The sequence below is a fragment of the Nonomuraea composti genome, assembly GCF_012034275.1.
GTDB classification, from domain to species: domain Bacteria; phylum Actinomycetota; class Actinomycetes; order Streptosporangiales; family Streptosporangiaceae; genus Nonomuraea; species Nonomuraea composti.
Genome location: NZ_JAATEP010000002.1, coordinates 193,086 through 214,376, shown reverse-complemented (window position 1 = coordinate 214,376; position 21,291 = coordinate 193,086). Strand labels below are relative to the sequence as shown.

19 protein-coding genes are annotated in these 21,291 nt (G+C 72.6%); 9 read left to right on the top strand and 10 right to left on the bottom strand.

Annotation, left to right across the window (positions count from 1 at the left end):
- Positions 1-12: 12 nt before the first annotated feature.
- The 3 genes from HCN51_RS03810 to HCN51_RS03800 all read left to right on the top strand — a co-directional run bounded on the left by HCN51_RS03810 (position 13) and on the right by HCN51_RS03800 (position 2,477).
- On the top strand, positions 13-852 hold the full coding sequence (locus HCN51_RS03810; protein ID WP_168006801.1) for a metalloregulator ArsR/SmtB family transcription factor: 840 nt from the start codon (positions 13-15) through the stop codon (positions 850-852).
- Positions 849-1,451 (top strand): dihydrofolate reductase family protein, encoded by a 603-nt coding sequence (locus HCN51_RS03805; protein ID WP_168006799.1) that lies wholly within the window; start codon positions 849-851, stop codon positions 1,449-1,451. Before HCN51_RS03810 ends, HCN51_RS03805 begins: the two co-directional genes overlap by 4 nt.
- A 96-nt stretch (positions 1,452-1,547) precedes the next feature.
- Positions 1,548-2,477: an RNA polymerase sigma-70 factor gene (locus HCN51_RS03800; RefSeq protein ID WP_168006797.1), complete on the top strand. Its 930-nt coding sequence runs from the start codon at positions 1,548-1,550 to the stop codon at positions 2,475-2,477.
- Positions 2,478-2,820: 343 nt separating this feature from the next.
- On the opposite strand, the gene HCN51_RS03795 is transcribed toward HCN51_RS03800, so the two are convergent.
- Complete coding sequence (locus tag HCN51_RS03795) at positions 2,821-3,102, bottom strand: DUF3040 domain-containing protein (protein ID WP_168006795.1); 282 nt, start codon at positions 3,100-3,102, stop codon at positions 2,821-2,823.
- Between the two features lie 132 nt (positions 3,103-3,234).
- Here HCN51_RS03795 and HCN51_RS03790 point away from each other — a divergent pair, with 132 nt between their 5' ends.
- From HCN51_RS03790 to HCN51_RS03775, 5 genes are all read left to right on the top strand, one after another.
- The gene (locus HCN51_RS03790; protein ID WP_168006793.1) at positions 3,235-4,266 is read left to right on the top strand and encodes an Rv2578c family radical SAM protein; all 1,032 of its coding nucleotides are present in this window, start codon (positions 3,235-3,237) and stop codon (positions 4,264-4,266) included.
- A gap of 463 nt (positions 4,267-4,729) precedes the next feature.
- Positions 4,730-6,670 carry an elongation factor G gene (locus tag HCN51_RS03785; protein ID WP_240972390.1) on the top strand — a complete coding sequence of 647 codons (1,941 nt, stop codon included), beginning with the start codon at positions 4,730-4,732 and terminating at the stop codon, positions 6,668-6,670.
- Positions 6,671-6,771: 101 nt separating this feature from the next.
- Positions 6,772-6,894 carry a hypothetical protein gene (locus HCN51_RS61055; RefSeq protein ID WP_277349896.1) on the top strand — a complete coding sequence of 41 codons (123 nt, stop codon included), beginning with the start codon at positions 6,772-6,774 and terminating at the stop codon, positions 6,892-6,894.
- Positions 6,895-6,977: 83 nt separating this feature from the next.
- Positions 6,978-10,115, top strand: coding sequence for a S41 family peptidase (locus tag HCN51_RS03780; protein ID WP_168006789.1), 3,138 nt, complete (start codon positions 6,978-6,980; stop codon positions 10,113-10,115).
- A 165-nt stretch (positions 10,116-10,280) separates the two neighbouring features.
- Entirely contained in the window at positions 10,281-11,573 is a 1,293-nt protein-coding gene (locus HCN51_RS03775) for a glycosyltransferase (protein WP_168006787.1), read from the top strand.
- Here HCN51_RS03775 and HCN51_RS03770 read toward each other — a convergent pair whose 3' ends face one another.
- From HCN51_RS03770 to HCN51_RS03745, 6 genes are all read right to left on the bottom strand, one after another.
- Positions 11,574-12,488 carry a S1C family serine protease gene (locus tag HCN51_RS03770; RefSeq protein WP_168006785.1) on the bottom strand — a complete coding sequence of 305 codons (915 nt, stop codon included), beginning with the start codon at positions 12,486-12,488 and terminating at the stop codon, positions 11,574-11,576.
- A 24-nt stretch (positions 12,489-12,512) separates the two neighbouring features.
- A complete protein-coding gene (locus HCN51_RS03765) occupies positions 12,513-13,571 on the bottom strand; it encodes a class I SAM-dependent methyltransferase (RefSeq protein WP_168006783.1) in 1,059 nt (352 codons plus the stop codon).
- A 108-nt stretch (positions 13,572-13,679) separates the two neighbouring features.
- A complete protein-coding gene (gene crcB / locus HCN51_RS03760; protein WP_080037654.1) occupies positions 13,680-14,036 on the bottom strand; it encodes a fluoride efflux transporter CrcB in 357 nt (118 codons plus the stop codon).
- Complete coding sequence (locus tag HCN51_RS03755) at positions 14,033-14,500, bottom strand: fluoride efflux transporter FluC (protein ID WP_168006781.1); 468 nt, start codon at positions 14,498-14,500, stop codon at positions 14,033-14,035. Before HCN51_RS03755 ends, crcB begins: the two co-directional genes overlap by 4 nt.
- Positions 14,501-14,590: 90 nt before the next feature.
- Positions 14,591-15,052 (bottom strand): cupin domain-containing protein, encoded by a 462-nt coding sequence (locus HCN51_RS03750; RefSeq protein WP_168006779.1) that lies wholly within the window; start codon positions 15,050-15,052, stop codon positions 14,591-14,593.
- 12 nt (positions 15,053-15,064) lie between these two features.
- Positions 15,065-16,018 carry a helix-turn-helix domain-containing protein gene (locus HCN51_RS03745; protein WP_168006777.1) on the bottom strand — a complete coding sequence of 318 codons (954 nt, stop codon included), beginning with the start codon at positions 16,016-16,018 and terminating at the stop codon, positions 15,065-15,067.
- Positions 16,019-16,044: 26 nt separating this feature from the next.
- On the opposite strand from HCN51_RS03745, the gene HCN51_RS58925 reads away from it, so the two are divergent.
- On the top strand, positions 16,045-16,392 hold the full coding sequence (locus HCN51_RS58925; RefSeq protein ID WP_346433521.1) for a hypothetical protein: 348 nt from the start codon (positions 16,045-16,047) through the stop codon (positions 16,390-16,392).
- On the opposite strand, the gene HCN51_RS03735 is transcribed toward HCN51_RS58925, so the two are convergent.
- The 3 genes from HCN51_RS03735 to HCN51_RS03725 are packed head-to-tail and all read right to left on the bottom strand — an operon-like array spanning position 16,364 to position 21,266.
- Positions 16,364-16,876, bottom strand: coding sequence for a hypothetical protein (locus tag HCN51_RS03735; RefSeq protein ID WP_168006775.1), 513 nt, complete (start codon positions 16,874-16,876; stop codon positions 16,364-16,366). The two genes, HCN51_RS58925 and HCN51_RS03735, sit on opposite strands and share 29 nt — an antisense overlap.
- Positions 16,873-20,889 (bottom strand): proline-rich domain-containing protein, encoded by a 4,017-nt coding sequence (locus HCN51_RS03730; protein ID WP_168006773.1) that lies wholly within the window; start codon positions 20,887-20,889, stop codon positions 16,873-16,875. The genes HCN51_RS03735 and HCN51_RS03730 overlap by 4 nt, the downstream gene beginning before the upstream one ends.
- Positions 20,889-21,266, bottom strand: a complete 378-nt coding sequence (locus tag HCN51_RS03725) for a YbaB/EbfC family nucleoid-associated protein (protein ID WP_168006771.1) — start codon at positions 21,264-21,266, stop codon at positions 20,889-20,891. Before HCN51_RS03725 ends, HCN51_RS03730 begins: the two co-directional genes overlap by 1 nt.
- Between the last annotated feature and the right edge of the window lie 25 nt (positions 21,267-21,291).

Sequence of the window (21,291 nt, the reverse complement as noted above, 5' to 3'; positions counted from 1 at the left end):
ATACTTCTACCCATGGAGGCACTCCTCACCGCACTGGCCGACCCGGCCCGCTGGCGGCTCGTGAGCCTGCTGGCCGAGCGGCCCCGCCCGGTCGGCGTCCTCGCGCAGCTCGCCGGGGCGCGCCAGCCGCAGACCACCAAGCACCTGCAAGCGCTCGAACGCGCCGGCCTCGTCACCTCGCAACGCACCGGCCAGCGCCGCATCTACGCCCTCCGCTCCACTCCCCTGCGCGAGCTGGCCGGGGCGCTCACCCGCCTGGCCGACACCGCCGACCAGGCCGGCGGCTCCCGCGAGACCTTCGACCGTTACGCGCTCAGCCTCGACGCGGCACGGCAGGAGGCGGCGGAGCCGGGCTGGGCCGACGGGCGGTCGTTCAGATTCCAGCGGTCGCTGGCGGGCGGGCCCGAGCTGGTGTGGCGGCACCTGACCGAGACGTCCCTGCTCGCCCGCTGGTGGACGCCCGACGACCTGCGCGTCTCCGAGCTCGTCTTCGAGGCGCGGCCCGGCGGCCGGATCGTCCAGGAATACCGCGACATCGAAGACACCGACGGCTCCGACCAGGTCGCCGGCCGCGCGGAAGGCGTCGTCGAGCACGTCACCCCCGGCGAACGCCTCTCCTACCGACTCTCCCCGCAACTGCCCGGCGGCGGCCTCGCCTTCACCGCCCACGTCGATCTCACCCTCCGACCCACCACCACGGGCACCGACCTCGACGCGCACTGGCGGGTCACCGGCAGCACCGTCGAATCCGCCGACTTCATCGCGGGCATCGAGCTCGGCTTCGGCCAGAGCCTCGACAAGCTCGCCGCCACCCTCACCACGCACGACCACGACCTCAGGAGCACGACATGACACAGCAGAGCACCGGCCGCAGGGTCGTCACCAACATGAGCCTCTCCCTCGACGGCCGCTACGCCCGCCAGGACGACCCGGTCGACATGAGCTGGGTGATGCCGTACGCGGTCACCGACGTCGCCCGCGACCACCTCACCAGCCTCTGGCAGCCGGCCACGACGGCGCTGCTCGGCCGCGTGAACGCCGAAGGGTTCCTCGGCTTCTGGCCCACCGTGATCGGCATGGAGGGCGCCGACCCGCGCGACGAGGGGTTCGCCAAGTGGCTCGTCGACGCTGACAAGGTGGTGCTCTCCTCCACCCTGCGCGAAGCCCCGTGGGAGCGCACGACGATCGCCGACCGGCCGGCCGCCGACGTGGTCGACACCCTCAAGGCGGACGAGGGCGGCGACATCCTCGTCCTGTCCAGCGCCAGCGTCATCAAGGCGCTCCTGGCCGCCGACAAGGTCGACCGGCTGGCCCTGACGATCTTCCCGGTCTTCCTCGGCGGCGGGCCGCGCCTCTTCGACGACGGCCTGCCCGCCGCGCAGTGGAGCCTGGTCCGGCAGGCCGCGGGGGAGCATGGGACGCTGTCGCTGGTGTACGACCGGGTGCGGTGAGCGGCATGTGACGCGGGTCACCGTGGGCGGGTGTCACAGACCAGAGGGCGCCGGCATCTGATGAACGTGACAGTCAAGAGTGAACAGGAGCCGTCCATGGCCGACACGCCGGAACCCGACGCTTCGCCCGAGGATCGCGTTGCAGGCGCGGGCGATCGCCCCGACCCCGCGACCGAGGCGTTCGTCACGCACCGCAGGCTGCTGTTCACCGTCGCCTACGAGATGCTCGGCTCGGCCGCCGACGCCGAGGACGTCCTCCAGGAGACCTGGCTGCGGTGGGTGGGCGTGGACCTGGACGAGGTGCGCGACCATCGGGCGTACCTCGTGCGGATCACCACCCGGCAGGCGCTGGCCCGGCTGCGCACGCTCGGCCGCCGCAAGGAGTCCTACGTCGGGCCGTGGCTGCCGGAGCCGCTGCTCACCTCGCCCGACGTGGCCGAGGACGTCGAGCTGGCCGAGAGCGTGTCGATGGCGATGCTGCTCGTCCTGGAGACGCTGCAACCCACCGAACGGGCCGTGTTCGTGCTGCGCGAGGTGTTCGACCTCGACTACGACGAGATCGCCGAAGCCGTCGGCAAGACCCAGGCCGCCGTCCGCCAGATCGCCCACCGGGCCCGCGCCCACGTCGCCGCCCGCCGTCCGCGCGGCCCCGTCTCGCCCGCAGAGTCCCGCGACGCCCTCGCCGCCTTCCAGCGCGCCGTGGACACCGGGGACCTGCAGAGCCTGCTCGACATCCTCGCCCCGGACGTCGTCCTGCTGACCGACGGCGGCGGCATCAAGCAGGCGGCCCTGGCACCCATCGTGGGCGCCGCGAACGTGGCCGCCGTCCTGGGCCGGATCTCCGGCACCAGGTCGCTGGTGGCGGCCCAGGTCAACGGCTACCCGGCGCTGGTCGTCCGGATCGCGGACGAGCTCGACACGGTGGTGGCGCTGCGCATCGAAGGGGGGCTCATCACGGGCCTGTACGCCGTACGCAACCCGGAAAAGCTCTCCCACATGGAACAGGAGACCAGCCTGCACCGGTGATCGCGGGGCACAGAACCGACCCCGCACGCGCCCACCCCTGCACGCCGCCGGCCTGCACCACACACAGCCAGCAGGCCCCGCGGCCGACAGGACCACCAACCGCAGCCGGCGCAACCCACCGGCCAGCCGTCACACTCAACCATCCGCGGCCGCCGCCACTCACCGGCGGCCGCAGCCAGCACAGCCCACGACCCGCGCACGGCACGGCCAGAAACGTAGCCGACAGCGGCAGGAGTTGTGGACGGCAGAGCCAAGAGCTGCGTGCGGTAGGGGCATCAGCCGGCGACGGGAAGGCCGGAAACAGCGGGCGGCCGGGACAAGAGGCGCCCTGGTGTCGGGTGGGTCAGAAGGCCACGGCCAGGGCCATCGCCGCGGCGGCCTCGTGCCGGAGGAGCATGATCAGGAGCGTGGCCACCAGCGTGGCGATGAGCAGCCAGCTGATCAGGATGATGACCGTGGTCCGGCGCGGCCGCCGCCTCGGCGTGCGCTGCCCGCTCGACTTCGCCTCGCTGCGGCGCACCCGTTCGTTGAACGACTCAAGCCGAGCGACGAGTCGCGGATCGTCATCGACGAGGTGCTGCTCGATCTGGGCCAGCATCCGCTCCTCGTCCTGCGACCAGGCCATGGGTACCTCCCGAACGCAAGCTCTGTGGCGTCTTCCTGCCCAACCATGAAGATCATTAGCCCCCGCCTGACCACTTAATTGCACCCTCTTTTCAGTTTGCGATCAAGCTCGAACTGCTGTTCTAATCATGCCATGCGCTGGGACAACCTCCGCCTGACCGCCCCGGGCGGGGCCGACCCGACCGAGCCGCTCTTCGCCCGCGGCGCGGTCACCCGCACGTTCGACACGCCCGATTTCAGGGGGATGACCTTCTACGAGATCCGGGCCCGATCGATCATCAACCGCGTCCCGGGCGCGAGCCGCGTCCCGTTCGACTACACGATCAACCCCTACCGGGGCTGCGGCCACCGCTGCGTCTACTGCTTCGCCCGCAAGACCCACGAATACCTCGACCTGAATTCCGGCGCCGACTTCGACTCGAAGATCGTCGTCAAGGTCAACGCCGCCGAGCTCGCCCGCAAGGAGCTCGCCGCACCCCGCTGGGGCGGCCACCACGTCGCCATGGGCACCAACGTCGACTGCTACCAGCGCGCGGAGGGCCGCTACCGGCTGATGCGCGGCATCCTGGCCGCGCTGCGCGACGCCGCCAACCCGTTCTCCATCCTCACCAAGGGCACCCTGATCCTGCGCGACCTCGACCTGCTCACCGAGGCCGCCGACGTCACCGACGTCAGCGCCAACGTCTCGGCCGGGTTCGTCGACGAGGAGGTCTGGCGCGCCGTCGAGCCCGGCACCCCCAACCCGCACCGCCGCCTCGAAACCTGCGCGACCCTCAACGACAACGGCATCGCCTGCGGCGTCCTGATGGCCCCCATCCTGCCCTACCTCACCGACTCCCCCGCCCAGCTCGAACGCACCGTCAAGGAGATCGCCGCCGCCCGCGCCACCCACATCGCCCCCATCGTGCTGCACCTGCGGCCGGGAGCGCGGGAGTGGTGGCTGGGCTGGCTGTCCCGCGAGCACCCGCGCCTGGTGCCGCGCTATCTGGAGCTGTACGGGCGGGGGGCGTACGCGCCGAAGTCGTACCAGCAGCGGATCACGGGCCTGGTCAAAGAGCTGGCCGAACGCCACGGGGTCGGCCGCGCCACCCCAGCCATGGCCCGCCGCGTCCCCCGCCACCGCCCCGCGCTCCCGGAGGAGCCCGAGCAACTCCGCCTCCTGTGACACCCCGCCACGGTGCCTCGGGCAGTGAACTCCGCTGACCGCCCAGCGGGAACCGCCGATCACCCGGAGGGGCTGGAGTGGGCCGTCGCAGACGCCGCCGCGCGAGGATCGCCCGCCCACGGCCGAAGCGGTGGCACGCGGGCGTAGGGCTGCGACCCTCGGGGTGCAGAGCGGTGGCGCGCGGGGCGCTGGGCGGGCGCAGGGCGTAGTGCGGGGGCGCGTGCGGCGTGGAGCGGTAGCGCGCGGGGCGCTGAACGGTGGCATGTGCGGCGCAAAGCGGGGGCGCACTGGGCGTAGCGCGTGGGGCGTGGGGTGGAGGCGCGGGTGGAAAATCGTTGGATCGGGGGCGACCCCGGTGGCAGGATGGCCGGGCACGATCGGACGGCGATCAAGGAGCTTGGGATGCGGCGCGACCTCGGAATCTCCCAGCACAGCATCCGGACGAGAGTTTCCCGAGGGCTCCTTGATCGATCATGTCCTGAACATCGGCATCCTCGCGCACGTGGACGCGGGAAAGACCAGCCTCACTGAGCGGCTGCTGTTCGAGACCGGCGTCATCGACCGGCTCGGCAGCGTAGACGACGGCAGCACCCAGACCGACACCGGTGAGATCGAACGCCGGCGTGGCATCACCATCCGCACCGCCGTGGCCTCCTTCGTCCTGGGTGGCCTGCGGGTCAACCTGGTCGACACGCCCGGGCACGCCGACTTCGTGGCCGAGGTGGAGCGGGCGCTGGGCGTGCTGGACGGCGCCGTGCTGGTGCTGTCGGCCGTCGAGGGGGTGCAGCCGCACACCCGGGTCCTGATGCGAACCCTGCGCAAGCTGCGCCTGCCGACCCTGATCTTCGTGAACAAGATCGACCGGGCGGGGGCGCGGGAGCATGACCTGCTCGCCGACATCCGGCGCTGGCTCTGGCCGTCCTGCGTCCCGCTCAACACCGTGGACGGCATCGGCGGCCCCCGCGCCGTCACCCGTCCCGTCGCCGATCCGTACGAGGCCGCGGAGGTGCTCGCGGAGCGGGACGACGAGCTGCTGGAGCTGCTCGTCGAGGGCAAGGTGCCCGATGACGCGACGGTGCGGGCGGTGCTGGCGCGGCAGTGCGGTGCGGGTGTGGCGTATCCGGTGCTGTTCGGCTCGGCGATCACCGGGCAGGGGCTGCCCGAGCTGCTGGACGCCGTCGCCGAGTTCTTCCCCGCCGTGCCGCGGGTCATCCTGGAGGGCCCACCCGTGGGCACGGTGTTCGCGATCGAACGTGCGCCGTCCGGGGAGAAGGTGGCTTATGTGCGGGTCCGGTCCGGGGTGTTGCGGGTGCGGGAGCCGCTGACGTTCCATCGGGGACAGGGGCAGGGCGGCGGCGCCACGAGCAAGCCTGCTGGCACAAGGATAGGTGGCGGCGCGGGCGTGAACCGCGGGCCGGGCCCGCATGCGTACGAAGGCCGGTTGACCGCGTTGACCGTGGCGGGTGATCCGCGCGAGACCCAAGCCCTGGCCGGCGACATCGTCAAGATGTGGGGGGTGCCTGAGATCCGGGTCGGCGATCAGCTGGGCGAGCCGGAGCGGGCGGGTGTGGCGCGGCATTTCACGCCGCCGAGCCTGGAGACGGTGGTCAGGCCGCGCGTCCCCGGGCAGGAGCCGCGGCTGCATGCCGCCCTGCTGACGTTGGCCGAGCAGGACCCGCTGATCGGCACCCGGACGCTGGCCGGCGGCGACACCTCGGTCCTGCTCTACGGCGAGGTGCAGAAGGAGGTCATCGGGGAGACGCTGGCGCGGGAGTTCGGGGTGGAGGCGGTGTTCGAGCCGAGCCGCCCCGTGTACTTCGAGCGCCCGGCGGGCACCGGCGAGGCGGTCGAGGAGATGCAGCGCCAGGGTCGCAACGCGTTCATGGCGACCGTGGGCCTGCGGGTCGAGCCCGCGCCCAGAGGGTCGGGGGTCGGTTACCGGCTGGAGGTGGATCTGGGGTCGCTGCCATTGGCCTTTCATCGGGCGATCGAGGAGAGCGTCCGGCTGGCGTTGCGGGAGGGGCCGCACGGGTGGCCGGTGACGGACGTGCTGGTGACGCTGACCAGGACCGGGTACTCGTCGCCCGTGACGGTGGCGGGTGATTTTCGCGGGCGTACGCCGATCGTGCTCGCGCGGGCGCTGCGCCGGGCGGGCACGGTCGTGTACGAGCCGTGCCACCGGTTCGAGGCGGAGGTGCCGCTGGAGGCGTTCGGGCCGGTGACGGCGCAGCTCGCCGGGCTGGGCGGTGAGGTGCGGGACGCGCGCCGGCACGGTGAGGGGTGGGTGCTGGAGGGGGAGATCCCGGCGGCGGTGGTGCACGAGGTGGAGCGGCGGCTGCCCGGGTTGTCGCACGGGGAGGGGGTGTGGTGGTCGGAGCCCGCGGGTGATCGTCCCCTCAGATGACGACCCGGATACGTGGTATGTCGGGTTTCGGCGCTAGATGGGTATTAAGGGGCTTGGTGTACCAATCAGGTGCATCTCGTCCGTTACAGGGGGGAATTCCAATGGCTGACACGAAGAAGAAACCCGCGTCCAAGTCCGGCAAGTCGAAGAAGCAGGCCATCAAGACGAACCGGCAGGCCAAGGAGACGAAGCGGGAAGGCCGGAAGAGCACCGACGAAGGCTGAGCTTCGGCCGCCCGACGGTGACGTGATCGGACGGCCGCGGCCCGCGGGGTGCCCCGGCTGTCCGATCGACCAGTGGAGCTGCCATGTCGGCTTACCTGCGTTTCCCCACCGTCTTCCAGGACGTCGTGGTCTTCGCCGCCGAGGACGACCTGTGGATGGTCTCGGCCCGTGGCGGGCGGGCGTTCCGGCTGACGGCCGGGCTCGCCGAGGCCGGTTACCCGCGCATCTCCCCGCGCGGGGACCAGCTGGCGTTCGTCGGCCGCGAGGAGGGCCAGGAAGAGGTGTACGTGATGCCGTCCGGCGGCGGTGCGGCCCGCCGGGTGACCTTCCACGGCGCCCGCTGCACGGTGACCGGGTGGGATCCGCAGGGCCGCATCCTGTACGCCAGCGACCAGTCCCAGCCGTTCGAGGGCCGCAAGTGGCTGCACCGGGTGGCGCCGGGCGGGGTGCCGGAGCGGCTGCCGTACGGGCCGGCGAACGAGATCGCGTACGGACCGGAGAACATGATCGTGCTGGGCCGCAACACGGCGGATCCGGCGCGCTGGAAGCGGTACCGCGGCGGGACGGTGGGCGACCTGTGGATCGACCGGCGGGGCGACGGCGAGTTCGGGCGGTTGATCAGGCTGCCGGGCAACCTGGCCGCGCCGTGCTGGAGCGGCGGCCGGGTGTGCTTCATCTCCGACCATGAGGGTGTCGGCAACGTCTACTCGTGCACCCCCGACGGGCAGGACCTGCGCCGGCACACGCACCACGACGACTACTACGCCCGCAACCTGTCGGGCGACGGCCGGCGGCTGGTCTACCACGCGGGCGCGGACCTGTACCTGCTGGAGCCGGGCGAGCGGCCGCACCGGCTGGAGGTGCATCTGGCCAGCTCCAGGACGCAGCGCAACCGCAGGTTCGTCGAGGCCGCCGACTACCTCGACAGCGCCACGCTCAGCCCGGACGGCAGCGCGCTGGCGATCACGGCGCGCGGCAAGGCGTACGCGATGGCGAACTGGGAGGGCCCGGTGCGCCAGCACGGCTCCTCCGACGGCGTCCGCTACCGCTTCCTGACCTGGCTGAACGACGGGGTGCGGCTGATCGCGGCGGCCAGCGACGACGGCGACGAGGAGAAGCTGGTCGTCCTGGAGGGCGGCGAGGGCGGCCCGGGCACGGAGGTGGCCCGGCTGGGCCGGATCAACGAGCTGGTGCCCGACCCGGCGCACGACCGGGTCGCGGTCGTCAACCACCGCCACGAGCTGCACCTGCTGGACCTGGAGAGCGGGCGTTCGGAGCTGGTGGAGGCGAACCCGCACGGGCCGCCGGAGGATCCGGCGTGGTCGCACGACGGCGAGTGGCTGGCGTACGCGAGCCCGCTGAACGCCCAGACCACCGCGATCAAGCTGCACCATCCGGGGACGGGACGGACGGCGCAGGCCAGCGAGCCGGTGCTGAAGGACGCGATGCCGGCCTTCGACCCCCTGGGGAGGTACCTGTACTTCATCGGCCAGCGTGCCTTCTCCCCCGTCTACGACCAGCTCCAGTTCGACCTGGGCTTCCCGTTGGGCACCCGCCCGTACGCGGTGGCGCTGCGCGCGGACGTGCCGGACCCGTTCGTGCCCAGGCCGCGCCCGCTGCACGACAAGGACGACGACGAGCACGAGGACGAGGAGGACGGCGAGGACGGGGACGAGCCGGAGCCGCTGCGCGTGGACCTGGACGGGCTGAGCCGCCGGGTCACCGCGTTCCCCCTGCCGGAGGGCCGCTACGAGCAGGTGGCGGGGCTGAAGGGCAAGGCGCTGATCCTGACCAGCCCGCTGCACGGGGACGACACGCTGCACCTGTTCGACTTCGCCAAGGGCGAGAGCGAGACGTTCGCGGACGGGGTGTGCGGGTTCGAGCTGGGGCGCGACCACAAGACGCTGCTGTACCGGGCGGGGTCGAGGCTGCGCGTGGTGAAGGCGGGCGAGGTGCCGGGCGAGGAGGAGGCTCCGGGGCGGCAGAGCGGCTGGGTGGACCTGTCGCGCATCAAGGTGTCGGTGTGCCCGGAGACGGAGTGGCGGCAGATGTTCAGGGAGGCGTGGCGGCTGCAGCGGGAGAACTTCTGGACCGAGGACATGGCGGGCGTCGACTGGGCCGCCGTGTACGACCGGTACCGGCCGCTGGTCGAGCGGGTGACGACCCGGGGCGAGTTCTCCGACCTGCTGTGGGAGCTGCACGGCGAGCTGGCGACCAGCCACGCGTACGAGAGCGGCGGCGAGTACCGCCCCGGCCCCGACTACAGCCAGGGCAAGCTGGGCGTGGACTGGCGGCTGCTCGACGGCGTCTACCACATCGCCGCGATCGTGACGGGCGACCCGTGGGACCCGGAGGCGACCTCGCCGCTGAACCGGGTGGGGCTGGACGTCCGTACGGGTGACGCGGTCCTCGCGATCAACGGCGCCCCGATCGGCATGGGAACGGCCACCCCGAACGAGCGCCTGGTCAACCAGGCCGGCGAGGAGGTGGAGCTGACGCTGCGCCGCGACGAGCGCGTCTTCACCGTCACGGTGAAGACCCTGGCCGACGAGCGGCCGGCCCGCTACCGCGACTGGGTGAACCTCAACCGCGCCCGGTGCCACCAGCGCTCCGGCGGCCGGATCGGCTACCTGCACGTGCCGGACATGGGGACGGAGGGGTTCGGGGAGTTCCACCGGGGGTTCCTGGCCGAGTACGACCGGCACGCGCTCATCGTGGACGTGCGCTTCAACGGCGGCGGGCACGTGTCGTCGCTGCTGCTGCAGAAGCTGTCGAGGCGGCGGCTGGGCTACGACTACCCGCGGTGGGGCGACGCCGAGCCGTACCCGCCGGAGTCGCCGCGCGGCCCGCTGGTGGCGATCACGAACGAGTGGGCCGGCTCGGACGGCGACATCTTCAGCCACACCTTCAAGCTGCTGAAGCTGGGCCCGCTGGTCGGCAAGCGCACGTGGGGCGGCGTGATCGGCATCTGGCCGCGCCACACGCTCGCCGACGGGACGGTGACGACGCAGCCGGAGTTCTCCTTCGCCTTCGACGACGTGGGCTGGCAGGTGGAGAACTACGGGACGGACCCGGACATCGAGGTGGACATCACCCCGCAGGACTACGCCAGGGGCGTGGACACGCAGCTCGAAAGGGCCATCGATGTCACGCTGGAGCTGCTGGCCCAACATCCGCCGCACACGCCCGATCCCCGGCACAGGCCGCGCATGCAACCTTAATGACCTTTCCGGCGTCTAAAGATCATAGGTGGGGATAGTGCATCGGGGATGAACAACATGCACTCCGCCGACGGAGAGACGATAGGCCGGTGGTGAGGTGACCGTTCTCACCACCGGCCACGTGTGTTGAGAAGACTGCTTCCGCTACTGAGGGGGATCTGTCAGGTGCGCGCACTGGCACGCAAGGGCAAGTCGGCGATGCGACGGCTGTACCGGGGATACAACAGGCGCAAGGCGAGCAGCGCGCCGCCGCCCTCGACCCGGCAGGTCCGCATCCTGCTGCTGCACGCCTACGGCATGGGCGGCACGATCAGGACCGTGTTCAACCTGGCCAGTTACCTGGCCGAGCACCATGACGTGGAGATCGTCTCCATCTTGAAGGAGGCGGAGGAGCCGTTCTTCCCCATTGACCCGCGCGTGAAGTTCCGCTTCCTGGACGACCGGCTCGACCCGGGCCACGACCCGCTGCGCGCGATGTTGTCGAAGATGCCGAGCAAGCTGATCCCCAAGGAGGAGAACGCCTACCACCGCTTCAACCTGTGGACCGACTTCAAGCTGGCCCGCTACATCCGCTCCCTCGACACCGGCGTGCTGATCGCCACCCGGCCGGGCCTGAACCTGGCGATGGCGCAGTTAGCACAGCCCGGCGTGATCACGATCGGGCAGGAGCACGTGGCCCTGCGCACCCAGCCCGAGCCGGTCCAGGAGCTCATCAAGTGGCGTTACCGCCGCCTCGACGCCCTGGTCACGCTCACCAAGGCCGACCTGAAGGACTACCGCGAGACGCTGCCGAAGAAGCCGCGCAGGCTGACGCGCATCCCGAACGCGGTGCCGCCGATGACGGGCGACGTCTCCAAGCTCGACACCAAGGTGGCCGTGGCGGTCGGCCGGATGACCCGCATCAAGGGCTTCCACCGGCTGATCACCGCTTGGGAGACGGTCGCCGCCGCCCATCCCGACTGGAAGCTGCGCATCTACGGCGCCGGTCCGCAGGAGGCCAACCTGCGCCAGCAGATCGCCGAGGCGGGCCTGGAGGACAAGGTCGAGCTGCCCGGGCCGACCACCGACGTGGGGGCCGAGCTGGAGAAGGCGTCGATCTACGTGCTCAGCTCGCGGCACGAGGGCTTCCCCATGACGATCCTGGAGGCCATGGCCAAGGGGCTGGCCATCGTCAGCTTCAACAGCCCGCACGGGCCCAAGGAGATGATCACGCACGAGGTGGACGGGCTGCTGGTCAAGCCGCGGACCAACGCCAACCTCGCCGAGTCGATCATCCGGGTCATCGAGGACGAGCCGCTGCGCCGCAGCCTGGCCGCGCGGGCGCTGGAGACGGCCCGCACGTACGACGTGGACGTCATCGGCGAGAAGTGGGACGCGCTGCTGGCCGACCTGCTGGCCCGGCGCGAGGCCCGTTCCCGCCCGGCCACCTCGCCCGAGCTGCCGCCCCCTTGCCCGTGATCACACGCCGGTCAGCTCGACCGGCTCGGCGATGACGTCGACCAGGGCGCCGTTGCGGTAGACGGTGATCGGCAGCGGCTGCCCGATCGCCTCGGCGAACATCAGCCGCTGCAGGCTCTGCGCGTCCCCGACCGGGGTACGCCCGGCGCTCAGCACGAGGTCGCCGGCCCGCAGCCCGGCCCGGTACGCCGGCGACCCCGGCACCACCTCGACCACGCGCAGCGCCGCGCTCTGCCCGGTGCGCCGCCGCAGCTCCTCGGGCAGCGGCGCCGGCGAGGTCACCAGGCCGAGGAACGCCCGGCGCACCCGGCCGTCCCTGATCAGGGCCGCGATGATGGAGCGGGTCGTGCCGTTCACCGGCACGGCCAGCCCCACGCCGATGCCGGCGACCGCCGTGTTGATGCCGACGACCCGCGCCCGGGAGTCGGCCAGGGCGCCGCCGGAGTTGCCGGGGTTGAGCGCGGCGTCGGTCTGGATCACGTCCTCGATCAGCCGCATGCCGGCGCCGCTGCGTGCGGGCAGCGACCGCCCGAGGCCCGAGACCACGCCGGCCGTCACCGACCCGGTGAGGCCGAGCGGGTTGCCGACGGCGACGACGAGCTGCCCGACCACGAGAGCGTCGCTGTCGCCCAGCTCGGCGGGCGGGGGCGTGGCCGCCTGGGCCCTGATCACCGCCAGGTCCGACAGCGGGTCCCGCCCGACCACCTCGAACTCGCCGGAGGAGCCGTCGGCGAACGACACGGTGCCGGAGCGGGCGGAGCCGACCACGTGGGCGTTGGTCAGCAGGAACCCGTCGGCGTTGAACACGACGGCGGACCCGCTGCCCTGGCGGGTCCGCACGCCGGCCACCTTGGGCAGCAGCTCGGCCGCCACGGAGGTCACGACTTGGGAGTAGGCGTCGAGGGGATCCGCCATGGAAGCCTCCAGATGATTACCTGCTTACACGGTAACTCCTCCGGGGCGTGCCTCGTAGACGATGTTGAACGGGGTCTGCGCCACCCGCCGGAACCGGCCGAACCCGGCCTCGGCCGCCAGCCGCCGCACCGGCTCCTCGCCTGCCTGCGCGCCCAGCGCGTAGCCGCCCTCCTGCGACAGCGCGTTAGGCACGCACAGGAACGCCGAGAACCCGTAGTAGGCGCGGCCCACCGGGTTGAGGTTCTCGCTCAGCGACGAGCCCGCCGCCGGCTCCACGATCATCCAGGTGCCGTCGTCGCTCAGCTGCTCGCGAACCCGGCGCGCGGCGCCGAGCGGGTCGCCCATGTCGTGCAGCGCGTCGAACGTGGTCACCAGGTCGTACGGCCCGCCGTCGAACGTCTGCCCGCTGCCCACCCGGAACTCCGCCCGCCCGGCCAGCCCGAGCGCTTCGGCCCGCCGGCGGGCCTCCCCCACGGACGCGCCGTGGTAGTCCCAGCCGACGAACGCCGAGGCCGGGAACGCCTGCGCCATGATCGTGGTGGAGGCGCCGTGCCCGCACCCGACGTCGGCGACCTTGATGCCGGAGCGCAGCGCGCCTTCGACGCCGTCGAGCGCGGGCAGCCACTCGCCGACGAGGCTGTGGGTGTAGCCGAAGCGGAAGAAGCGCTCGCAGCCGGCGAAGACGTCCCCGTCGTGCTCGTGCCAGCCGAACCCCTTGCCGGTGCGGAACGCCTCGGTGATCCGCGGCTCCGCCTTCAGCGCGCCGAGCGCGAGCTGGAAGCCGCCGAGCACGGGGCCGTCCGGGTCGGTCAGCGCGTACGCCTGCTCCTCGGTCAGGAAGTAGCGGCCGGTCGCGGCGTCGTACTCGACGTAACCGCCGGCCGCCTGGCCGCGCAGCCACTCCTCGACGTAGCGCGGCGCCGTGCCGGTGCGGCCGGCCAGCTCGTCCGGCAGGTGCGGCCGGTCGGCGAGCGCCTGGTAGAGGCCGAGCCGGTCGCCGATGACGACGCCGCCCGCGGTGATGGTGGCGCCGACGTCGCTGACGAACCTGCCGAGGAACTCCATGAGGCGTTCTTCGTTCATCGTCGTGTCCTCCCTGATGGATACCGGCGACCGGCCGTGCCGCCCCCGTTTTCCCTGGAGGCGTGCCATCCCGTTCCATCAGGTGCCCCGCCGTTCCAGCGGCGGGGCTCAGAGCGCCTGCGCCAGCGCCGCACCGCAGTAGGCCGCGCCGAGCCCGGCCACGACGCTGGCCACCGCGTTGGCCACCGCGTGGAAGCGGGCCCCCTCCTCCGCCAGCCGCACCGTCTCGTAGCCCAGCGTCGAGTACGTCGTCAGCGCCCCGCAGAACCCCGTGCCCGCCAGCGCCATCACCGGGCCCTGCGCCGGCAGCGCGGCCAGGAACCCGAGCAGCGCCGACCCGGCGACGTTGACCGTCAGCGTCCCCCAGGGGAAGACGGTGTCGTGGCGCGCCTGCACGGCCCGGTCGGCCAGGTAGCGCAGCGGCGCCCCGACCGCCGCGCCCAGCACGATGAGCAGCACCGTCATCGCGCGCCCACCCCCGCCCTGACGCCGGCGACCCGCCGGGTCAGCCACATGCCCGCCGCCACGGCCGCGAGCGCCGCCAGCATGGTGGCGGCCAGGTAGACCAGCCCCGTCACCGGCGCGCCGGCCGCGACCGCCCGCTGCACGTCCACCACGTACGTCGAGAACGTCGTGTAGCCGCCCAGCACCCCCACCCCGAGGAACGGCCGCACCAGCCGATGGGCCCGCCGCACCTCGGTGATCGTCACCATGAGCACCCCGATGAGCAGGCATCCCGACACGTTGACCAGGAACGTCGCCCACGGGAACCCGCCGGCCTCGACCGGCAGCGCCGTCTGCGCGGCGTGGCGGGCCAGCGCGCCGAGCGCGCCGCCGGCCGCGATCGCGGCCGGCACCGGCCAGTGCAGCTCGGCCCGCTGGGCCGGCACGTGAAGATCGACGTCCGGATCGATGGGACGATCAGTCATACCGCGCACGTTACCTTCAGGTACACGGAGGGACGTGTCCGCCCCGGTAGCAGGCAGGGTCCTTCGGAGCGCGGTCGTACTGAAGGCGCTTCACGAGGCGTATTCGTTCGAGATCTCGGTGGCGTAGTTCTCCCACAACGGTTTCATGGTCTCGGCGTTGACCGGCTGCCCGGAATCGATCATGGCCTTGAAGTCGCGGAAGTACTGCACGTACAGGTCGGGCGTGAACGTGTTCAGCATGACCGCGTTGTCGTCGCCGACGTTGGCGAACGTGTGCGGCGCCCCGGTCGGCACGATGACCCAGGTGCCCGGCCCGGCGTCGTAGTGGTCCTCGCCGACGGTGAACCGGAACGTTCCCGCCAGCACGTAGAAGCCCTCGTCGTGCTGGGCGTGGCGGTGCTGCAACGGGCTCGGGGTGCCCGGTGGAATGGTGACCTCGGCGAACCCCAGCCGGTGGTCGGTGTGCTCGCCGTTCTCCAGGATCCGGATCTGCTGCGCCCCGCTGCCGAGGATCTCACCCTCACCGGGGCGGACGATGTTCACCTTCGCCACGACTTTTCCTCTCTATTGCCGACCTTGGTGACCACCATCCTGTTCCGGGCCGGCTGTGCCCGTCTTGGTCGCACGTGCACGGTTGCTGGTCATCAGTGCACGGGCGTTGTAGCCGTACGTCGCCTTGAACAGCTTGCTGAAATGGGCGGGATCGGAGAATCCCCACCGGGCGGCCACGGCGGTGACCGTACGTCCGCTTCCGGTCAGCTCAGCCCGGCAGCGCTCAAGGCGGCGACGGCGGATCAGGGCCGCGACGGTGAGCGGCTGATCCTCGAACAGCTTGTGCAGCCGGCGTACGGAAATGTGGTGGGCGGCGGCGATGCTGGGCGGGGACAGATCGGGATCAGCCAGCCGGGCCTCGATGTAGCCGGCGATCCGGTCCCGCAGCCGCTCGTCCGGGGCCGGTCGCCCGTCGCCCAGCCGGGCCTCCAGCGCGACCGCGATCAGCTCGACGACGGCCGACGCCGCCCTCAGCGCCTCCGCCTCACGGAACTCGGCCGCCGACCGCGCCGACTCCCGGGCCAGCACGGAGACGAGAGCGCCCGGACCGTGACTGCCGTCGATGCGCACGCCGATGAGCCGGTCGATCTGCGCGGGCCGGATCCGCAGCTCCCGGCGCGGAACCAGGAGGGTGACGTGCGTCGCGGCGGTGCTCTCGAACTGGATCGTACGCGTGGGATCGAGCAGCACCAGGTCGGCCGGCCCGAGTTCGGCGTCGCCGCGCCCCTGCTTGATCCGCGTCCGGCCCCGGCTCATCACCTTGATCGCCAGGTTCTCGCCGTCGGAGGCGGTGCCCTCCCGCCCGATGCAGGAGCTTTCGGGCGTGGCGAGGGAGACCAGCCGCAGCGGCCCGAGGTCACGGGTGGCGATCCGGCCCCGGAAACCGGCCCCGGCCAGCTTGTTGACCAGCGGCGGAAACCCGCTGGCGGCCAGCTCGTCCTGGAACGTCTCAAGGTCGCCGATCACCGGTCAACGATAACCGGCAACCCACCGTGGCCGCCTTCGGCCAGGCGCTCGCCACGGCGAAGGCCACTGATGCGCCGGCCCTGAGCGTGGCCAGGGTCGATCCGCGTGACCTGCCCGCGGAGCTCGCCCGACCGCTCCGGCAGCCTGCCTCCGCCGTCATCGACGCCCTCGGCGAGCTGCGCGGCGAGGGCGAGGGCGAGGGCATCGGCCACAAGATGCTCGCCCAGAACCTGCGCATGCGGGAGCGCAACGGCCTGGCCGAGCGAAGGCGCACCCGACGGTGCCGAATCGGCCCGCCGCCGCTTCGGCGCCTGACGGGCGCCGGGACCGCGGGCGGCTCAGCGATCAGGTCGTGTCGCGGGCGCCCACGGTGATCACGCCAGCCGTGTGCAAGGTGGTCAGCAGGGTCCAGTCGTCGGCCGGGTCGAGCCAGACCTGCAGCTCCGCAGGGCCGGACGGTCTCGGCAGCGCCCCGTCGGGCGCGTAGAAGGAGGCGACCAGGACGAGCGGGATCGGGGCCGTCCAGCTGGCCGGGGCCGGGGGCTCGTGACGGCCGCCGAGCAGCACCGCGCGTTCCGCCTCGCCGCACGCCTCGAGCCGGCCGGCCGCGAGCCGGGCCTGCAGCCTGACCTGGACGTCCAGGGCGAGCTCCAGCCGCGCCGCCGCCCGGTCGGCGGCGGTGGCGAGGCCGGGGTAGCCGGGCACGAGCATGCCGATGAGCTCGGACGGCTCGTCGGCGTAGCCGCGCAGGGCGCCGCCCGCGTGGATCATCTCGTAGCGGTAGGGACGGCCCGCCGCGTTCACCGGTGCCGGGGGCGGCGCCTCGGCCTCCGGGACGTTGCGAATGATCATGGTCATGGGGCCCGTGTCCCGTCCGGTGACTCGTCCTCCTGAGGATCGGCCCAGCGGGTGATCGCGTACAGGGCGGTGAGCTGCTCCTTGTCGGCGGCGCGCCAGAAGAGCTCGTCCATCAGTCGCCTGAAGGACAGGCTGCCCTCCGGCGTGGCGTCCGCCGCCGAACCGAAAGGACGCAGGCCGGCGTGGGCGCCCAGGGCGTCGTGCCGGCCGTCGTTCGGCGGCAGGTCCAGGATCGCGTTGCGGAACGCCGCCTCGACCAGCGCGAGCGACACCTTCACCTGCGCCTGGATCACGGCGGGATCGAGCGAGCCGTCCCACATCCGGAACTCGATGTGGTCCGTCGGCCGGCCCGCCACGCCGAAGGTGTTCACCGCCGACTCGCGCCCGTGCACGCCGGTCACCTGCGCGATCGAGCTGTAGCCCGCGGACGGCGGCGGATGGGGGCGGCACCACTTCTGCCCCCGGTGACCCTCCTGCTCCGGATTGTGCCCGAGCCGGTAGAGCGTGTCGGTGTGCCGGCCCGCGTAGTCGAGCACGCTGGTGTAGTTCGCCACGATGTGGTCGTAATCGTGCGTGCTCACGTGGATGTGCCCGCCCGTCCTGACGCTGGCGACGCCGCCGTGCGCCCGGATGATCTCGCAGGCCAGGCGGAGGTTCTCCCACGTCTCCGGCTCGTCGTACAGGATGGGCGAGACCAGCTCCCCCAGGACGGTGCTGTCCCTCTCCAGCAGCCACAGGCCGCGCCCGCCCGGCGGGCCGGAGCGGTAGCCCCTGTCCTTGGAGGTGTGGTAGGCGTGCGCGGAGGCGTCGGCCGTCAGGCCGGCCTCGTGCAGGGCGCGGGGGATGGCCAGCGCCCGGTCGGTCATGACGCCGCCCGGCAGGTCGTACTCGATCTCGAGGCCGAAGCCGCGCCCGCCGTCGCGCGCTCCCAGGGAGGCGGTGGCGTTCTCGTACGAGTAGGGGATCACCTGCTCGCCCGCGAGGCCGCGCGCGACCGCCCGGTCGTAGGCCCTCCTGTAGGCGGCGAAGTCGCGGGTGAACGACACCTCGGGCGCGTCCGGCCAGCGCTGCCACGCCCGCGCGCGGGCCTCCAGCGAGGCGACCATCCGCCGCTCGGCGATGATCCGCGGATCCGTGCCGAAGGCCGGCGCCAGAGCGCGGCGCAACCGCGACTGGTTCCGGTGGTGTTCCCGCTGGGCCTGGGCGTGGTGCGCGCTCGCCGCCTCCCTGGCCTCCCGCACGGCCGAAGGGGACAGGTCGTGCAGGCTCCTGGGGCTCCCCCACCCGTGCGGGGTCCTGCTCCCGTCCACGAGCGGTGCGGGGGTCTCGCCCACGGTCCGGGACGGCGCCAGCGCGTCCAGCACCTGCCGCCGGTCGATCGGGCCGAAGAGGTCGAGGCCGCTCTGCCCGGCCTCGGCCGTCCGCCGGGCCAGCTCTTCCACGGAGTGGCCGAGCCCCGCCTGGTCGGCCAGGCGGCGCAGCGGGTCGAACACCCAGATCCGGGACGGCGGCTCCGCGGCGGTGATCTCGGCGAGCCGGGCCAGCGCCCGCGCCTCGGCGTCGGCCGTTCGCGGCAGGCCGTACTCGGTGGCCAGGCGCAGCCCGTCCCACAGGTAGGGGTCCCGCGACCGGTGCGCGGTCAGCAGCTCGATCAGCTCGCGCACGCCGGCGGCATGCGCGGAGCCGGGCGCGTCCCCGGCCAGGCGGAGGAGCTGCTCCACCGAGCCCCCCTGGCCGACCTCCGTGGCCAGGCGCTCCAGCGGCAGGACGACCCGCCGCCCCATCCCCGTCTCCGGATGCCGCACGATGTCGTTCAGGGACGCGAGCAGCCGGGTGCCGTCGTCGCCGAGGCCGGTCAGGTTGTAGTTGTCGGCCACCAGCAGGCCGTCCCACAGCCGCGGATCCGTCTCCCGGAAGCCCCGCATGGCCTCTTGGAAGGCGTGCACCCCGGTCGTCGCCGCCGGCAGGAAGCCCTGGTCGTGCGCCGCCCGCACGAGCGGGAGCAGTTGCCCGACGGTCTGGACGCCGGCGTCCTGCAGCAGGGGCCGGGTGAACGCGCTGACCGTGCTCGCCGTGACCAGGGGCCCCATCGCCTCCACGATGATCCCGGCCGCGCGCGCGTCCCCGGCGGTCGTGGCGGGCAGCAGGGCCCGGTGCAGGTGGCCGAGCCAGCGGTGGCGATCCGCCGCCATCGTCCTGGCGAGCACGTCGGCCACCTCGGCGCGGCCGCGGGCGGCCTCCGGGGCCATGCCCTGGCTCTGGGCCTCGCGGTAGAGGTAGACCAGGGCGTCGATGTCGCGGCGCGCGCCGAAGAGCTGCGTCGCCAGGTCGTCGACGGCCCTGGTCGCGTTCTCCGCGCGCAGGCTCGTGCTCATCGTGGCCAGGGCGGCGGCGGTCGCGTCGCTTCGGTCCTGGACGGGCAGGCCCCGCATGATGTGCCGGCCGTGCTCCAGAAGTTGCGGGTCCGGCGGGCCGTCGCCCGTGTGCCGGCCGTTGAGCAGCTGCTCGATGCGGTTCTGTGCGCCGTCGCCGGGCGTCCAGCGGTGGACGATCGCCGCGGCCTCGGCGAAGTTGCGCGGTCGCGGATCCGCGATGGGAGCGTATCCGTCGGACAGGCGGTCACCGGGGGCCGGGCGGGCTGCCGGTACCGGGGGTGGCTCCGACCGTCCGGGATGCGGCCGGGCAGTCGTGGACGCCTGCTGGTCCGGCACCGGCTGGGTGCCGCGGTCCGGTGGGACGTGCACCGGCCCGCGCTCGGCGACGGCGGGACCGGACGCGGGCCGCTCGGCTGATCCGCCCGCCACGTGCGCCGGTGAGGGAGGCAGCGGCGTGTCGCGGCGCCGGACGACCTCGCCCACGATCGTCTCGCCCCGAGGCGGCGGAAGCGTGCCGCTCCCCGTCTCGCCCGCCGGCGAAGGCGAGCGGTCACCGACCGGCCCGATGCCGCCGTCGCGGTGAGGAGGCGCGTCCCGCGCATGCCGCGCGTCCTGCGCGTGACGGGCGAGGGTCGTGCCGTCATGCGGCCCGGGAGGCGAGCCGCCGGGCCGACCGCCGAGCTCGGCGGCGTCCGGCAGGGGCCGGTAGCTCACCCTGGCCGAAGCCGGCACGTCCAGGCCGCCCGCGACGCCCGACAGGAACGTGTACCCGAGGTGCGCGGCGTCGAGCTGCCCGCTGAGCGCGAGCCCGGGGACCGCGCCGGCGGTGCCCGTCACGCCGCCCAGCAGCGCCTGGCCGTACATGCTCTGGCCGAGCGCCACGACCTTGTCGCGGACGGCGAGCTCGGTCTTGGAGGCGACGTACACCATCTCCCGGCTCAGCAGCCGCGACAGCCCCGCGTTCGCGCCGGCGAAGAGCGCCCCGGTCAGCGCGCCGCTGCCGGCCGACATGGCCAGCGAGGCGTAGTCGAAGTCGCCCGCCTCGCGCACGCCCCAGAGCTGCTGGGCCACCTGCACGCCGAGGTCCAGGCCGCCCATGAGGCCGCCGAAGCGCAGCATGTTGATCAGGACGAGCCGCTTCAGCGTCTGGATGCTCACCCTGGTCAGCAGCGTGTGGTGCTGGATCAGCCCGAGCACGGCGGGGCCGTTCACGTAGATCCAGACCAGCAGCCTGACGATCATCGCGCCGAGCAGCGCCAGCGACGCGTAGATCATCCATTCGGTGTGCTGCATCCGCACGCCGTGCTCGCGCAGCGACCGCGCCTCCTCCCGCAGCGCCTGCTCCAGCAGGTCGAGCAGGGCCTGCGGGGAGCCGGGCCTGTCGTCGTTCCCGCTGAGAGCGGCGAAGACCTGCTCGAACGTCTCCTTCGCGGCCCCCTTCCAGACCCCGTCGCGCAGCAGCCGCATGACCGCGCCCGCGTCGTCGGCCCTGATCTCGGCCAGGGTGTCGGCGAGCTCCTCCATGGTCCGCGCCTCGGCGATGATCCCGGCGACGTCGGCCTCGGGCAGCGCCCCGCCCGTCAGCGGCTGCGCGATCGGCCTGACCACCTCGGGCACCCGGCTGAGGTCGAGCCCCACTAGGACGTTCCGGGCCGGGGCAGGAAGGACTCGAAGCCGGTCTCGTCCCCGAACAGGTCCTCGAACGGCAGGTCGGGGACGAGGGGCGCCATCAGCTCCTTCAGCTCACCGGAGACCTGCCGGGTGGCGTCGCCGATCTGCGCCACGATCGTGTCGGACAGCTCCGAGGGCGACAGCTTGCGGTAGACGCGCGGGTCGAGGTCGATCGCGCGCACCTCGCCGCGCGGGCCGACGGTGACGGTCACCATGCCGTCCTTCGACGTGGCCGTCGCCGACAGGTCCCGCATCCTCTCCTGCATCCGTCTGAGCTGCTCGGTCTGCTGGTCGACCTCCTGGACGAGCTGCTCCAGCAGCCGCCACTGCTCATCCGACGCCATTCGCCGACTCCACATCCGCCACTCG